The organism is Micromonospora sp. NPDC005553, assembly GCF_042871765.1.
Taxonomy (GTDB): Bacteria; Actinomycetota; Actinomycetes; order Mycobacteriales; family Micromonosporaceae; genus Micromonospora.
The window spans coordinates 1,599,353-1,614,644 of the sequence record NZ_JBIAJD010000001.1; the positions used below are offsets into that span (position 1 = coordinate 1,599,353).

Below are 15,292 nucleotides of genomic sequence, written 5' to 3' on the forward strand. Positions count from 1 at the left end.
CATTCCGGAGGGAGACCGTGATGCGACGACGAGGTGCCAGCCGGGTGGCGATGGCCGCGCTGCTCGGCGTGAACCTGGTTCTACCGACCCGACCCGAGCCGGCCACGGCGGTGGGGTTCGTCGAGGCGTACCCCGTGACGGCGGCGGCGATGCGCGCGGCCGGCCCCCCGTACGCGGACTGGGCGGCCGACGGACGCCGGTTCCTGCTGTTCGACGAGCGCGGTGACGGCCGCGCGGTCGAGGTTTTCGGCGACCTCGCCGACGCGGACCGGATCGCGGTGCTGGTGCCGGGGGTCGGCAGCACCCTCGCCGACTTCGACAGGGGGTTGGGCGGGGTGGCCCGGCGGGCGCCGGCGGTACAGGCCGGGCAGCTCTACCGGGAGCTGCGGGCGCTCGACCCGGCGGCGCGGGTCGCGGTGCTGGCCTGGCTCGGCTACGACCCGCCCGACGGGGTCCTGACGGCCGCCGGTGGCGTCAGCGCGCGGCACGGCGCGGCCGGGCTGGGCACGCTGCTCAGAGAACTGGCCGGACGCCGTCCGGCGGCGACGATCACCCTGGTCGGGCACAGCTACGGGGCGCTGGTGGTGTCGCTGGCGGCGGCGGAGGCCCCGGCCCAGGTCACCGACGTGGTCAGCCTCGGCGGCGTCGGCGCCGGGGTGCAGCGCGCCGACGACCTGCCCGGCGGGCGGCGGTTCTGGGCGGCCGAGTCGCCGACCGACTGGATCCGTCGGGTACCGCCGATGCGGCTGCCCGGCCTGGGTTTCGGCCGGCGACCCGGCGATCCGGCGTTCGGTGCCCGGCCCCTGCCGGTGGGTGGGGTGGCGGGGCACGACGGCTACCTCGCGCCGGGCAGCGCCACGCTGGTCGCGGTGGCGGCGATCGTGCTGGGCGGCGTCGACACCGACGGGATCGGGGACGCCCGGTGAGCCGGGACCGTGCCGTCGACGCCTTGCGGGCGTACGCCATCGGCGGGGTCGTGCTCGGGCACTGGCTGGTCACCGGGTTGGTGCTGACCGGCGACGGCGGGCTGCACCAGGCCAGTCCGCTGACCGCCCTGCCCGACCTGGCACCGATGACGTGGGTGTTGCAGACGCTCGGGTTGTTCTTCTTCACCGCCGGGTTCGGCTCGACCCGGTCGCTGGCCCGTTACCCGGGCGGCGCGGGCGGTTGGGTGGCCGGTCGGCTGCGGCGGCTGCTGCTGCCCACCGTGGCGCTTCTCGGTGTGGGGGCCGCCGTGCTGCTCGCCGCGACCGTCGTCGGCACCTCGGACGACACGCTCGCCGTCGCGCTGCGGCTGGCGGTCAGCCCGCTGTGGTTCCTGCTACCGCTGGTGATCCTGGTCGTGGTGACCGGTCCGCTGCGCGTCGCCGTACGCCGGTGGGGGGTGGCCCGGTGCGCAGCGCCGGCGGTGACCGTGGTGGCAGCGGTCGACCTGGCCGTCCGGCTGCTGCCGTCCGGCACCGACCTGCCCCCGGTCACCGTGCTGGCGGCCTGGTCGGTGCCGTACCTGCTGGGAGTGGCGCACGCCGACGGGCGGCTGGATGGCCGGCGGGCGGGCGGCACGTTGGCGGCCGGTGGGGCTGTCGCGCTGGCGGCGCTGGTGGCGCTGGGCTACCCGGTGAGCGCGGTCGGCGTACCCGGGGCCGGGGTGTCCAACCTGAACCCGCCGTCGCTGCTGGTCGTGGCGTTGGCGGTGACCCAGGTCGGGCTGGGGCTGCTCGCCCGGCCGGCACTGCAGCGGCTGCTGACGCGACCGCTGCCGGGCCGGGCGGTGACCGAGGTGAACCGGTCCGCCGTCCGGATCTACCTGTGGCACCAGCCGGTACTGGTGGCGGTGACCGCGCTCACCGCCCGCGGCGGGCTGGCCCTGCCCGGTCTGCACACCGCCCCGGACGGCCCGGGGTGGGTGCTGGCGCGCTGCTGCTGGCTGCCGTTGCTCGCCGTGGTGCTGGTCACCGTGGTGCGGGTGGGTCAGCCGATGTCGTTTCGGCGGGGCGTACGCGCTGGTGGCGGGTGGCGTCGCCAACCGGGCGGTGGAGGGGCGGCCGACCGGTCGGCCGAGTGCGTTCCGTCGGTACCGCAGGTGTACGATCATCGACGTTCCGGCCCGCCCGACTTGCAGGAGGTGATCGCTGTGCGAGATAGCGATCCTCCCAGTCGTGGCCGGGCCGATGGTCAGTCCCGCTGAGCCACGACTCAGTCTGGTGGCTGACCCCGCTCCGCTCCCCACCGCGTCGGCAACTGCCGAGGTGAGTGTGCCGCGCCGCCCGATCCCGGGCGGTCGCCGGGAGCCGCCCGGTCACGACTTCGTGTGCGCGTCCCCACCCCCTGCGGTCCGCCCCCGCACGCGGACCGTCCAGCCGCCACCCGGAGCCGTCATGAGCCGCTACGTCGCCCCGCTGGGCTTCACCCTCGCCGCCGTCTGGGTGGCCATCGTCTTCGTGCTCGCCGGTGGCGGTCACTGACCGCTCCGGCCCGGCAGCTCGCGCTGCCTGGTGCTGGTGCCGGCGGCGATCGTCGACCGCCGCCGGCGCAGCCGTTCACAGCATCCGGGACGACCACAGCAGACTGAACGCGCCTGCGCAGAGCGCCAACAGCAACGCCACCCCGGCGTACCACTGGGTCACCTCACGCGGCTCGGTGCGGAACCCGATCGAGCTGCCCATGTCCTGATAGACCTGCTTCAACTCGCTCACCGAGGCCGCCTCGTAGAAGTAACCCTCGGTGGTCTCGGCCAGCTCGGCGAGGGCCATCCGGTCCACCGGCACCCGCTGCAACTGCCCGCCGATGTCGACCTGACCGGTGTCGGTGCCGAAGGCGATGGTGGAGACCGGAACGTTTGCGGCCTGCGCGGCCGCCGCCGCCTCCTCCACCGCCCGACCGGAGGTCCGGAAACCGTCGGAGAGCAGCACGATCCGGGCCGGCGGAATACCCGCCGCGCCATCGGCCGGCACCGACCGGATCGCCTCCAGGCAGGTGAACACCGCCTCGCCGGTCGCGGTCGCCTCAGCCAGCACCAGCCCGTCGATGGCGCTGGTCACCGCGTCCCGGTCCTTGCCCGGCGGCACCAGCACGTTGGCCGCCTTGGCGAACGACACGAGGCCCAGGTTGTAGCTCTCCGGCAGCTCACTGACGAACTGCTTGGCCGCCTCCTGGGCCGCCTCCAGCCGGTTCGGCGCCACGTCGTCGGCCTGCATCGACAACGACACGTCGATGGCGAGCATCACCGTGGCCCGCTCCAGCGGTTCCTTGGTGTCCACAGCGGGACGGGCCAGCGCGGTGGCCAGCACCAGCAGGCAGAGCAGGAAGGCGGTCGCCGGGACGTGCCGACGCCAGCCCAGGCCCTTCGGCGCGACGGTACGCAGCAGGTCCACATTGGTGAACCGCATCGCGTACGCCCGGCGGTGCAACTGCCGCCAGACGTAGAACGCGGCGAGGGCGAAGACCGGCAGCACGGCCAACAGCCACCACGGTTGCAGAAAACGGATCATCGTGTCGTCCCCCGGGTACGCGCGTGCCGCTGCGCGGCCACGAATCGCACCATGTCCAGCAGCCAGTCTCGGTCGGTACGCAGACGCAGGTGGGCCGCGCCGGCGCCGCGCAGGGCAGCGGCGATCGTGGCCCGTTGGGCGGTGGCGGCCTCGGCGTAGCGCTGCCGCAGCCGCGGGTCGGCGGTCTGCACCTCGTGCAGCTCGCCGCTCTCCGGGTCGACCACCGGCAACACGCCCACGTCGGGCAACTCCAGCTCACGCGGGTCGACCACCTCGATCGCCAGCACGTCGTGGCGGACGCGCAGCTTGCGCATCGGCCGCGCCCACTGCTCGGCCGGCGCGAGGAAGTCCGAGACCACCACGGCCACCCCACGACGGCGGGGCGGACGGTTGAGCATCTCGATCAGGGCGCCCAGATCACCACGGCCGGGCTGGATGGCGGTGCCGGCGACGGCACGCAGCAGGCCCTGCGCCTCCTTGCGCCCGGAGCGGGCCGGCAGCCGGGTGAGCACCCCGGGCCCGGCCGGCGGTGGTCCGCCCCGCCAGCGTCGGACCGGGGCGGACACTCCGCCACCGGTGCCGATCACGGCGCCGATCCGGTTACCCCCGCGCACGGTCAGGTGGGTGATGGCAGCCGCGGCGGCCACCACCACCTCCCGTTTGAGCCACTGCCCGGTCCCGAAGTCCAGGCTGGCGGAGAGGTCCAGCGCGAGCCAGGTCTCCAGCTCCCGGTCGGCGACCGTACGCCGCACGTGCGGTGTGGTGGTCCGGGCCGTGACCGGCCAGTCCATCCGGCGTACGTCGTCGCCGGGGCGGTACTCCCGGGACTCACCCGCCTCACTGCCCGGTCCGGGCAGCAGGCCGGCGTAGTCGCCCTGGAGCAGACCGTCGAGCTTGCGGGTGACGAGCAGCTGGAGCCGGGACAGCACGGCTTCACTACGGTCGGCCAGGGGGGCCGGACGAGGGGTGGGTGAGGTCACGGGCGCTGCCCGGGCCAGCCAGCGCCCGGCGGCGGCGCGATCGACGGCGGGGTGGCCTGCTGCCGGGGAGCGACCGCCGGGAGCGGAATCGTCGACATCACCCGCTGCACGATGTGGTCGGCGGGTACGTCGTCGGCGAGCGCGTCGTAGCTGAGCACCAACCGGTGCCGCAGGATGTCGGGCGCGATGTCCTGCACGTCCTGCGGCAGCGCGTAGTCACGCCCGCGCAGCAACGCCAGGGCACGCGTGGCCCGGACCAGACCCAGCGAGGCACGCGGGCTGGCCCCGTACTGGATCAGTTGAGCGACGTCCGGCATGCCGTGCTCGGCCGGGGCCCGGGTGGCCAGCACCAACCGGACCGCGTAGTCGACCAGGGCATTGTGGACGAAGACCTGGTCCGCCTTGCGTTGCAGGGCGATCAGCTCCGGGGTGTCGAACACCGCGGTCGGCTCGGGCGCGGCCACGCCCATCCGGTAGACGATCTCCCGTTCCTCCGCGTCGGTCGGGTAGCCCACCACGATCTTCATGAGGAACCGGTCCCGCTGCGCCTCCGGCAGCGGGTAGACGCCCTCCTGCTCGATCGGGTTCTGGGTGGCCATCACCAGGAACGGGTCGGGAACCCGGTGGCTCTCCCCACCGATGGACACCTGCCGCTCGCTCATCACCTCCAGCAGCGCGGACTGCACCTTCGCCGGCGCACGGTTGATTTCGTCAGCGAGCAGGAAATTGACGAAGACCGGCCCCAACTCGACGTCGAACTTCTCGCTCGACTGCCGGTAGATCCGGGTGCCCATGATGTCGGCGGGCACCAGATCCGGGGTGAACTGGACCCGGGCGAAAGACCCACCGACGACCTTGGCGAGGGTCTCCACCGCCAGGGTCTTGGCCACCCCGGGCACGCCTTCGAGCAGGCAGTGACCTCGGGCGAGCAGCGCGACGAACATCCGCTCCACCATCCGGTCCTGCCCGACGATCACACGTTTGATCTCGAACAGGCCCTTTTCCAGCAGGGTGGCGTCCTGCGCTGGTGTGGTCACCGGGGCGGGTGCCGCTCCGTTCGGCGTCGGGGCGTCGGGCATGGTTGGCTGGGCCACCGGTCCTCCACAGCGTTTGTCGGTCGTCGCGGCTCGTGCGGTATCAAGACTCGCACGCCTTGCTGAGTGTCGAGGGAGGGAGAAGCCGATTTCGGGCGCGCCGTCCCCGGCAGCCGATTCGCGCATCTCGGGTGTGCACATACCGGCCTGCCGCGTGTACGATTCACCCCGTCGCCGGGCGGCTCCCCCCGTGGTCGCCCGGCGCTCAAGCTTCCGTCCCGCCTCCCTAGACTGGCCGGGATGAGCACCCCCTCCCCCGCCGACGAGGCCATGATCTGTTCAGCCCGGGGCTGCCGGTCTGTCGCCGTCTGGGCGCTGGAGTGGAACAATCCCCGCCTGCACGATGCCGATCGGCGCAAGACCTGGTTGGCCTGTGCCGGGCACCGGGGCAGCCTCGGCGACTTCCTCGACGCTCGAGGCTTCCTGCGTGCCGTCACTCCGGTGCCCGGATCGCCTACGCTCGACGTGTGAGCGGCGACCCTCCGGCTTCCCCCGGCCCCACCTCCCCGTCCTGGCCGCCCACCCCGGCCACCGCACCACCCGGCGTCGACCCGCCGCCCGGCGCGTTCCCCGCACCCGGCACGCTCGGCCCGGAGCCCACCGCGCCGGATGTCTCGACGCCCGCCCCGCTGCCACCGGGTGCGCTGCCACCCGGTCACCGGCCGGCGCCGGCCGCCGACCAGCGCCCACCCGACCTGCCGCCTCCCGGCCTCCTGCCGCCCGACTCCGGCGCGCTGATGACGGCCGTGCCGGGTGGCCGGGGTCCGCTGGAGCCCTGGCCGGACACTGTCAACTGGCAGCCGATCTCCACCGACCTGATCTGGGTGGAGCTGATCCGGCTGGCGATCGTGGTCGCCATCGGGCTGGCGGTCACCGGGGTCGCCTGGGCGTTCAGCGGCCACTGGTTGTTCGGGCTCGCCGTGGCCGTCGTGCTGGTGCTCGGCGCGTGGCGGGCCATCGCGATCGTCCGCGCGGTCCGGGCCTGGGGGTACGCCGAGCGGGAGAACGACCTGCTGGTCCGGCACGGGCTGCTGGTGCGCCGACTCTCCATCGTGCCGTACTCGCGGATGCAGTTCGTCGACGTGAGCGCCGGGCCGTTGGAGCGCGCCTTCGACCTGGCCACCGTGCAGCTGCACACGGCGGCGGCGGCGAGCGACGCCCGGGTGCCCGGGCTGCGCCCGGCGGAGGCGTCCCGGCTGCGCGATCGACTCACCGCGCTCGGCGAGGATCGGGCGGAGGGGCTGTGAGCACCCGCGCGAGCAGCCGCCGACCGCACCGAGGGCCGCTCCGATGAGCGACGGGCCCGCCGAACCGAGCACCGTGCCGCCCACCGGCCCGACACCACCGGGGCCGGTGCTGCCCGCTGGCACGGCTCCTGATGGCGCGACACCGCCTGGACGGTTGCCGCCTGGCGCGGCACCTGATGGGCCGGTGCCGCCCGGGGCTCCCGCGCCGTGGCCGGCACCACCGGGTGGTGGCGAGGGCGAACCCCGGCAACGACTGCACCCGCTCAGCCCGGTGCTGCACGGCGCCAAGTCCCTGGTCGTGGTGATCGCCGGGCTGTCCTGGTCGACGCTGTCGCGGGTGGGCTTCGGCTGGTTCGCCGCCATGGTGGCGGTGCTGGCGCTCGGCGCGACAGTGCTGTCGGTGATCAGCTGGTACAACACCGGCTACCACGTCGTCGGCCGGGAACTACGGGTGTACGAGGGGCTGCTCTGGCGGCGTACCCGGGCCATCCCGTTGGAACGGTTGCAGGCCGTCGAGGTGGTCCGGCCGCTGCTCGCCCAGCTCACCGGCCTGGCCGAGCTGCGCCTGGAGGTGGTCGGCGGAGGCAAGACCGAGGCGCCACTGGCGTACCTCGGGGTGGTCGACGCGGCAGTGCTGCGCGAACGTCTGCTGGTGCTGGCCGGGCGGGTGGCGCAGCAGCCCGTACCCGGCGACGCGGCGGCCCCGGTGGCCCCGGGTGCGTCGGTGCCCCCGGCGGCCGTACCGGGCCGGCCACTGCACGCGGTGAGCAACCAGAACCTGCTGATCAGCCAACTGCTCACTCCACAGGCGTTCCTGCTCCCGCTCGGTGTGGCCTTCGTCGTGGTGCAGTTCCTCACCGCCGGTTCGTGGTCGTTCGTCGCGGTGGCGAGCACCCTGACCGCGATGGCGGGTGTGCTGCTGCAACCGATCCGCCGCGTCCTCGACGACTGGAACTTCCGGCTGGCCCGCGACGGCGGCACGCTGCGGGTGCACAACGGCCTGCTGGAGACACGGGCGCAGACCGTACCGCTGGAGCGGGTACAGACCGTGCGGGCCACCTGGCCACTGTTGTGGCGGGCGAAGGGCTGGCTGCGGCTGCGGCTGGAGGTGGCCGGTTACTCCGTCGCGGAGGCCGACGACCGTAACCGGCCCGACCGTCTGCTGCCGGTCGGCGACCTGCCGACGGCGACGATGATCGTCGCCGAGGTGCTTCCCGGGGTACGCCTCGACGCTCTCCCGCTGAGCCCGCCGCCGCGCCGGACCCGTTGGCTGCACCCGCTGGGCCGTGCCGCGTTCGGCGCGGGGCTGTTCGAGCGGGTGTTCGCCACCCGGTCGGGGCGGCTCACCCGGCAACTGGTAATCGTGCCGTACGCCCGGATCCAGAGCGTGCGGGTGGTCCAGGGGCCTATCCAGCGCCGTCTCGGGTTGGCCACCGTGCACGCGGACACCGCAGGCGGCTCCGGCGCCACTGCCCAGGACCGCGACCTGGCCGAAGCCTGGGCCCTGGCAGCCGACCTGACGACAAGAGCCCACCAGGCCCGCACCACCCCCCAACCCTGACCCCCCCACCCCCCACCCCCACCCCCTCCCCCCGTGACCGCCTGGCCCGACCCTCTCCCCTCGCGGTGATCATGAAGTTGTTGCCCCGACACGCCGCACGGGAGGGCAATAACTTCATGATCAACGGGGTCGGGGGCGGGCCTTGGGTGGGGGTTAGTGGTCGGCGGGGACCTGGGGGTGGGTGGTGGCGCTGTTCGGTTCGCGGGGGGTTGGGGGGTCGGGCTGAAGGGTCGGGGGGTCGGCGGGGTCGGGGGGCGGTTGCGTTCCGGGCTTCGGGTGGCGGACACGCCACGCCGCCCAGCCGCGCTCCGCCAGACCGACCACCAGGAAGGTCAGCCCCACGTAGGCCCAGCCGACCAACACGTCGATCACGTAGTGCTCACCCGAGTAGACCAGGGTGAAGGTCATCGCCAGCGGGTACGCGAGCAGCAGCGGCCACCAGCGACGACGGGTGGCGGTCAGGAAGAACAGCACCACGAACAACGCCCAGGCGGTGTGCAGCGACGGCATCGCGGCGACCGGGTTGGAGGCGATCTGGCCGGCGTTCAGGACGTTGCCGGCGCCGTGCATGCCGAACGCCTTCCAACCCCGGGTGGAGATCCGGGCAACCTCGGTGAGCAGGCCGTTCTGCGCCGCCCACCAGGGCGGGGCCGCCGGGTAGATGAAGTAGGTGACCAGGCCGGCCGCGCAGAGGAAACCCCACCGCCGCATGTACGCGGCCCAGCGGTGCCGGTCGCGCATCCAGAGCACCGCGGCGGCGGTCAGCGCCACCACGAAGTGGGAGAAGTACACCCAGCTCGCCGCGACATCCCACCAGTGCACCTGCGGGTGGTAGAGGTGCTGCTGCAACCAGACGGTGGGCACCTCACCGCCGGTGGCCCAGCCGAACATGAACCGGTCGGCGACGATCAACTCCATCGCGTGCGGCGTGGCCCCGTTGTCGGCGAACCCGCGCGAGAGGTTGTAGATCACGAACAGCAGCACCACCGGCACCCAGTCCCGGGCGAAGCGCAGGTGGCTACGCCACGGCCGATCGCTGTTCCAGGCGATGGTCGCCAGCCAGATCCAGACGAAGGCGTACGCCGGGTCGGTGGGCAGCCCGATGGCCAGCCACGCGGCGACGAAGGCGACCGCCCAGACGGTCATGGCGACGACGCGCCGACGACCCCCGTCCGGGGACGCGGGCGGGTCGGTCCGGGCGGGGGGCTGGGGGTCAGTCGCGACGGCCATCGGGGTCAAGGTTAACGACGGGTACGGCATCGACCGACGGGGACCACCCGTTGCGCGTCCGGCGTGGTCGCGTCCGGATCGTCGGGCGCGTGCTCGACGGGTCCAGCGAGCACCTAGGCTGACGACCATGCAGGAGCAGCCCGAGCCGGCCTTCGCGCCGGGTCTGACCGCCCAGGTCGAGTTGACCGTCACCGACGCGGACACCGCCCAGGCGGTCGGTTCCGGGGACGTACCGGTGCTCGGCACCCCCCGGGTGCTGGCGCTGGCCGAGGCGGCCACCGTCGCGGCGACGGCAACCGGGATGCCGCCCGGTTCCACGACAGTGGGCACCCGGGTCGAGTTGGAGCACCTGGCGCCGACAGTGGTCGGCCGGACGGTCCGCGCGCAGGCGCTGCTGGCGACCGTCGACGGTCGCCGGCTGTCGTTCGAGGTCACGGTCAGCGACGGCGACCAGACGGTGGCCCGGGGCCGGGTGGACCGGATCCTGGTCGACCGGGGACGCTTCGTCGAACGGGCCGGGCGGGCGTCGTGAACGCCGCTTTCGTCGAGGTCGCCGACCGGGTGCACGTGCTGGCCGAACCGCTGCTGCGGGTCAACGTCACACTGGTCGTCGGCGACGACGAGGCGCTACTGGTGGACACGCTCTCGTCGGCCGCCCAGGCCACCGAGCTGGCCGCGGCCGTCCGGGCGGTCACCGACCGTCCGCTGACGCTCGTCAACACCCACCACCACTACGACCACTGCTTCGGCAACGCCGTCCTGGCCGGCAACCCAACCCGCCCGGTGTACGCGCACGAACTGGCCGCCGCCGCCCTGCGCGAGGAGCCGGAGCGGCTGCGCCGGGAGGCGTACGAGGAGTTGCGCACGGAGCACCCGGCGCTCGCCGCCGAGCTGGCCGACACCCCGCTGCTCGCTCCCACGCACACCGTGCACGTCGAGACGGTGCTCGACCTGGGCGGTCGACAGGTGCTGCTGCGCCACCCCGGGCGGGGGCACACCGAGGCCGACCTGGTGGTGCACGTGCCGGACGCCGACGTGCTGGTGGCCGGGGACCTGGTGGAGCAGAGCGGCCCGCCCGCCTTCGAGGACTCGTACCCGTTGCGGTGGCCGGACGCGGTCGCGGACCTGCTGCGACTCACCACCGCGCGCACTGTGGTGATCCCGGGCCACGGCGACCCGGTGGACGTCGACTTCGTCCGGGCCCAGCACGCGGAGCTGGCGAAGCTGGCCTGGCTGATCCGGGCCGCGCACACCGGCAGCGCCCCGCCGGAGCGGGTGGCCGCCGAGGCCCCTTTCGGGGCCCGCCCGGCCCTGGTCGCCGCCCAGCGCGGCTACCTGGAACTGAACGGCACGGCCTGACGGCCTACACCGAGGTGCGTCGCCACTGCTGGTTGGTGCCGGTGCCACACGTCCACTGCACCGCGCGGGCACCGTCGGTGGTGGCGGAGTTGAGCACGTCGAGGCACTTGCCGCTGTGCCGGGCGACGAGCTGCACGTAACCCGTGCCGAGGTCCTGCACCCGCCACTGCTGGTTGGTGCCGCCGTTGCAGGTCCACTGGGTGACCCGCACCCCGTCGGCGGTGGCGCCCGCGCCGCCGTACACGTCGAGGCACTTTCCGCTGTGCGCGCTGACCACCGTCTGGTAACCCCCACCCGCGTCCTGGAACCGCCACCGCTGGTTGGGCTGACCGTTGGCGGCCCACTGCACCACGTCGGCACCGTCGGTGGTCGCGCTGTTATTCACATCCAGCAGCTTGCCGCTGTGCCGCGCGGTGAGGGTGTACGCGCTCGGCACCGGCACCGTGGTGTCCGGGGCGAGCCGGTACAGCCCGGCGCCGTGGGCCGGGAGCGACCGGGTGAGGGTCCCGGTCGCCGTGCCGAGGGCCGCGCCGGACCACAGGTCGGTCACGGCGGCCGACCCGATCCCGAGGTCGGCGAGGTTCACCGACACCTGCGCCGCGCTGCTGTCCCTGTTGAAGAGGGCGACGTACCGCTGGTTGCTGCCCGGCACGTCGGCGACCCACACCTGCCGGCTGCCGCCGTAGAGCTGACGGTTGTTCGCGCTGTTCTGGTTGACTCCCAGGACCGCAGCGTTGGTCATCAACGCCAGCTCGGCGGCGCGGTTCTCGACCAGGTTGCCGCCCCACATCAGTGGCGCCCGGTTGATCGCCCACAGTGACATCAGGGTGCGCTGCTCGTCCGACGTCAGGTTGGAGTATCGCGGCGACCCGACCGGCCCGTACTTGGAGAGCCGGCCGATCGGGATCATGTCGGCGTCGGGCCAGGCGCCGGTGGCGCGGTACGGGGTCCAGTTGCGCAGTTGGTCGAAGAGCGCGTCCAATGACGACCAGTTGTCCCACAGATCGTTGACGATCCGCCACATGTGCGCGTTGGCCTGGACGTGTGCGCCGCTGGACAGCGAGGTCGGGCCGGGCGAAAGGCTCAGCACCATCGGTCGGCCGCTGCGCTGGATGGCCGTCCGGTACCCCTCGACCTCCGACTGCCGGTACGTCGGAGCGGCGATGTCGTCCACCTTCACGTAGTCGACACCCCAGGACGCCAGCAACTGGAACATCGAGTCCAGGTAGGTCTGCGCACAGGGGTTGGACATGTTCAGGCCCCACATGAGGTTGAGCCAGGCCGCGGTGGTGGTGTTGTTGATCTGGTTGGCGCGGCAGGTGGTGCCGAGGATCGGTACGTTGTCGGCGACCGCCTGGCGGGGAATGCCCCGCATCAGGTGGACGCCGAACTTCAGCCCCTTCGCGTGGACGTAGTCGGCGAGCGGCTTGAACCCGTTGTCACCGGCGGCGGAGGGGAACCGGGTGGTGTCCGGCAGCAGCCGTCCGTTGGCGTCCATCCGGAGCCGGGGTTGCAGGTTCGCGTCCTGGTTGGGGCTGTTGTTGTGTTGACCGGGGTAGTACCAGGCCCAGTCGATCACCACGTACTCCCAGCCGAACTGCCGCAGGTCCGTGGCCATGTAGTCGGCGTTGGCCCGGACGTCGGTCTCGGTGACCCGCCAGTTGAACGAGTCGTAGCTGTTCCACCCCATCGGCGGGGTGTCGGCCACCCCGTTGTCCCACGCGGCCGCCCGCTCCGGCGGGTGGGCGACGACCATCCCGGCAGCCACGAGCAGCATGACCAGTAGAGCCGCAACGTGCCGGAACGCCAGAGGTACCAGAACCACCCGCATCAGAACCTCCCCGACGACGCCAACGTTTCCATCGTGCTTCATCGATGTTAACGTTCACAAATCCCCGAGGTCAACCCTCTCCCCCGCCGCACACCCCCGCCTCCCGCCCGCCCCGCCCGAGCGCGCGATCTTGCACTTTGTGCGGGGTGAAAGCGGGGCGAAGCTGACGAAACGTCAACAGAAACTGCAAGATCGACGCCGGGGAAGGGGCGCGGGCGCGGGCGTGGGGTTGGGCGGGTTGGGGTTGGGGCGGGTTGGGGTTAGGTGTTGAAGCGGTTTTGTACTGCGGTGCGGGTGGGCATGGCGGTGGCGCCGCCCGGGGATTCGCAGACCAGGCCGGCCACCCTTAGCGCGAAGGCCACCCGCTCGGTCCAGCCCGACGGGCTGTCCGGCTCGCCGTCGACGAGCAGGTCGGCGATCAGCGCGGCCATCACCGAGTCACCCGCGCCGGTGGCGTCGATCGCGTTGACCTTGGGGGCCGGCACCCGGACCGGGTCCGCGTCGGCGGCAGCCAGCACCGCACCGGCCGCGCCGAGCGTCACCACCACAGTGGCCGCCCCCAACTCACGCAGGTACGCCGCCACCCCCTCGACCGGCTCACCGGGATAGAGCAGCAGAGCGTCGGCGGCGCTCAGCTTGACCAGGTGCGCGCCAGCGGCGAACTCGGCCACCACCTCGCGCAGCCCCTCCAGCGCGCCCGGCCCGTTCAGCAGCCGGGGACGTACGTTCGGGTCGAAGACCCGCAGGCCGGCGGCGAGCGACCAGGCACGGCGGGCGGCGGCGAGCGTATCGGGTCGGAGCAGCACTATCGAGCCGCAGTAGAGCACGTCGGCGCCCTCCAGCAACGCCAGGTCCAGATCGTCGGGACCGAGCAGTCCGTAGGAGGCCGGCTCGCCGTAGAAACGGAAGTCCGGCTCCGGCCCGGCGTACGTGACCACTGCGAGCGTGGTCGGCGCCGGGACCGTGATCGCACCGGCCACCCCGACGTCGGCCGCGGTGAGGAAGGCGCGGATCCGACCGCCCAGCGCGTCGTCACCGAGCGAGCCGACGAACTGTGCCGCACCGCCGAGGCGGGCCACCCCGACGGCGACGTTCAGCGGCCCGCCGCCGATGGCCTGCCGATAGACCCGCTCCCCGTCGAGCTCGCTGTCGAGCAGGTCGACGAGCGCCTCACCGAACACCACCGCGTATCCCATGCCGATCCTCTCGTCGTCGCCACCGGCCGCCGATCGCCGAGCCGATCTCCGTGGCACCAGGCTGGCACAGCGCACGGCCCGATGGGCGCCGAAGGCCACGCACCGCCGGGCGCGCTACCCCGGCTGGTGGATCGGCCCGTCGAGCACCGCGAGGGGGCGACCGGTGCCACCCCACCGGGCCGCGACGATCTGCGCGGCCACACTCACAGCGGTCTCCTCGGGGGTACGACCACCGAGATCCAACCCGATCGGGGAGGCGAGCCGGGCGAGCTGCGCCGGGCTGAGCCCCGCCTCGCTCAACAGCTTGTGTCGCTCGTCGTGGGTACGTCGTGAGCCCATCGCGCCCACGTACGCCAGCGGGTGGCGCAGCGCCAACTCCAGCAACGGCACGTCGAACCTGGGGTCGTGGGTGAGGACGCACACCACCGTCCGCTCGTCGAGCCGATCGGCCGCCAACTCGGTACGCAGGTAGCGGTGCGGCCACTGCACCACCACCTCGTCCGCCTCGGGAAAGCGCCGCGCGGTGGCGAAGACCGGCCGGGCGTCGCAGACGGTGACCCGGTAGCCGAGGAACGCGCCGATCCGGGCCACCGCGGCGGCGAAGTCGATCGCACCGAAGACGATCATCCGGGGCGGGGTGGCGTACGCGGTCACGAAGAGGCTGACGCCGCCGCCTCGGCGCTGCCCGTGGTATCCGTACCGGAGCATGCCGCTGTGCCCGGCGGCGAGCAGCCCGAGGGCGTCGGCGCCGGCCGCGTCGTCGAGCCGGTCGTCACCGAGCGAGCCGACGGACCGCTGGCCGGTCAGCACGAGCCGCCGGCCGAGCCGCCGGGCCGGGTCGGTCGGTGAACTGCCGGCGTCGGCGGGTGGATCGTCGTTGGCGTCGGCGGCCACGCAGGTGACGATCGCCGCCGGGTGGCCGCCGCTACGGGCTGCGGCGACCGCGTCCAGCGCCGGCAGGGCGCTCGCGTCGACGCGCTCCACGAACACGTCGAGGATGCCGCCGCAGGTCAGGCCCACTGTGTACGCGTCGTCGTCGCTGATCCCGTAGCGGCACAGCTCGGGTTGGCCGGTGTCCAGCACACGGCGGGCGCGTTCGTAGAGATCGGCCTCGACGCAGCCGCCGGAGACGCTGCCGATGACCGTGCCGTCGGTAGCGACCACCATGGCGGCGCCGGGTGGCTGCGGGGCGGAGTGCCAGGTGGCCACCACGGTGGCCAGCGCGACCGCCTCGCCGTCGCGGCACCGGCGGTGCACCTCGTCGAACACGTCCGGCACCGGCGGCCGCCTCCCCGTCCCCGCT

General features: G+C 73.2%; 15 protein-coding genes. 8 read left to right on the forward strand and 7 right to left on the reverse strand.

The genetic code is table 11. The annotated features are described in order from the left end of the window. The first annotated feature begins 20 nt into the window (after window positions 1-20). From ACFYPG_RS07105 to ACFYPG_RS07115, 3 genes are read left to right on the forward strand one after another with little or no spacing between them, the layout of a single operon-like run. The gene (locus ACFYPG_RS07105) at window positions 21-926 is read left to right on the forward strand and encodes an alpha/beta hydrolase (protein WP_387350817.1); all 906 of its coding nucleotides are present in this window, start codon (window positions 21-23) and stop codon (window positions 924-926) included. Further along, window positions 923-2,188 carry an acyltransferase gene (locus ACFYPG_RS07110; RefSeq protein ID WP_387350819.1) on the forward strand — a complete coding sequence of 422 codons (1,266 nt, stop codon included), beginning with the start codon at window positions 923-925 and terminating at the stop codon, window positions 2,186-2,188. Before ACFYPG_RS07105 ends, ACFYPG_RS07110 begins: the two co-directional genes overlap by 4 nt. 16 nt (window positions 2,189-2,204) lie before the next feature. Further along, a complete protein-coding gene (locus ACFYPG_RS07115) occupies window positions 2,205-2,465 on the forward strand; it encodes a hypothetical protein (protein WP_387350821.1) in 261 nt (86 codons plus the stop codon). A gap of 75 nt (window positions 2,466-2,540) precedes the next feature. Here ACFYPG_RS07115 and ACFYPG_RS07120 read toward each other — a convergent pair whose 3' ends face one another. From ACFYPG_RS07120 to ACFYPG_RS07130, 3 genes are read right to left on the reverse strand one after another with little or no spacing between them, the layout of a single operon-like run. After that, a complete protein-coding gene (locus ACFYPG_RS07120) occupies window positions 2,541-3,491 on the reverse strand; it encodes a VWA domain-containing protein (protein WP_238682141.1) in 951 nt (316 codons plus the stop codon). Continuing rightward, entirely contained in the window at window positions 3,488-4,489 is a 1,002-nt protein-coding gene (locus ACFYPG_RS07125; protein ID WP_387350920.1) for a DUF58 domain-containing protein, read from the reverse strand. Before ACFYPG_RS07125 ends, ACFYPG_RS07120 begins: the two co-directional genes overlap by 4 nt. After that, window positions 4,468-5,565 carry a MoxR family ATPase gene (locus ACFYPG_RS07130; RefSeq protein WP_196924350.1) on the reverse strand — a complete coding sequence of 366 codons (1,098 nt, stop codon included), beginning with the start codon at window positions 5,563-5,565 and terminating at the stop codon, window positions 4,468-4,470. The genes ACFYPG_RS07125 and ACFYPG_RS07130 overlap by 22 nt, the downstream gene beginning before the upstream one ends. A gap of 240 nt (window positions 5,566-5,805) precedes the next feature. Between ACFYPG_RS07130 and ACFYPG_RS07135 the strand changes: the two genes are divergently transcribed. The 3 genes from ACFYPG_RS07135 to ACFYPG_RS07145 all read left to right on the forward strand — a co-directional run bounded on the left by ACFYPG_RS07135 (window position 5,806) and on the right by ACFYPG_RS07145 (window position 8,373). Continuing rightward, a complete protein-coding gene (locus tag ACFYPG_RS07135) occupies window positions 5,806-6,036 on the forward strand; it encodes a hypothetical protein (protein ID WP_387350823.1) in 231 nt (76 codons plus the stop codon). Window positions 6,037-6,302: 266 nt separating this feature from the next. Further along, entirely contained in the window at window positions 6,303-6,812 is a 510-nt protein-coding gene (locus tag ACFYPG_RS07140) for a PH domain-containing protein (RefSeq protein ID WP_355009731.1), read from the forward strand. Between the two features lie 43 nt (window positions 6,813-6,855). Continuing rightward, entirely contained in the window at window positions 6,856-8,373 is a 1,518-nt protein-coding gene (locus ACFYPG_RS07145) for a PH domain-containing protein (RefSeq protein WP_387350825.1), read from the forward strand. Between the two features lie 153 nt (window positions 8,374-8,526). Here the strand turns inward: ACFYPG_RS07145 and ACFYPG_RS07150 are convergent, their stop codons facing one another. Continuing rightward, window positions 8,527-9,603 (reverse strand): phosphatase PAP2 family protein, encoded by a 1,077-nt coding sequence (locus tag ACFYPG_RS07150; RefSeq protein WP_387350827.1) that lies wholly within the window; start codon window positions 9,601-9,603, stop codon window positions 8,527-8,529. 127 nt (window positions 9,604-9,730) lie between these two features. Here ACFYPG_RS07150 and ACFYPG_RS07155 point away from each other — a divergent pair, with 127 nt between their 5' ends. After that, window positions 9,731-10,135, forward strand: coding sequence for a thioesterase family protein (locus ACFYPG_RS07155; RefSeq protein ID WP_030488289.1), 405 nt, complete (start codon window positions 9,731-9,733; stop codon window positions 10,133-10,135). Then, on the forward strand, window positions 10,132-10,962 hold the full coding sequence (locus ACFYPG_RS07160; protein ID WP_355009684.1) for an MBL fold metallo-hydrolase: 831 nt from the start codon (window positions 10,132-10,134) through the stop codon (window positions 10,960-10,962). Before ACFYPG_RS07155 ends, ACFYPG_RS07160 begins: the two co-directional genes overlap by 4 nt. A gap of 4 nt (window positions 10,963-10,966) precedes the next feature. Here the strand turns inward: ACFYPG_RS07160 and ACFYPG_RS07165 are convergent, their stop codons facing one another. The 3 genes from ACFYPG_RS07165 to ACFYPG_RS07175 form a co-directional block, all read right to left on the reverse strand. After that, window positions 10,967-12,793 carry an alpha-galactosidase gene (locus tag ACFYPG_RS07165; protein ID WP_387350829.1) on the reverse strand — a complete coding sequence of 609 codons (1,827 nt, stop codon included), beginning with the start codon at window positions 12,791-12,793 and terminating at the stop codon, window positions 10,967-10,969. Between the two features lie 260 nt (window positions 12,794-13,053). Next, window positions 13,054-13,989, reverse strand: coding sequence for a carbohydrate kinase (locus ACFYPG_RS07170; RefSeq protein WP_387350831.1), 936 nt, complete (start codon window positions 13,987-13,989; stop codon window positions 13,054-13,056). A 114-nt stretch (window positions 13,990-14,103) separates the two neighbouring features. Beyond that, window positions 14,104-15,267, reverse strand: coding sequence for an XdhC family protein (locus tag ACFYPG_RS07175; protein WP_387350832.1), 1,164 nt, complete (start codon window positions 15,265-15,267; stop codon window positions 14,104-14,106). Window positions 15,268-15,292: the final 25 nt, after the last annotated feature.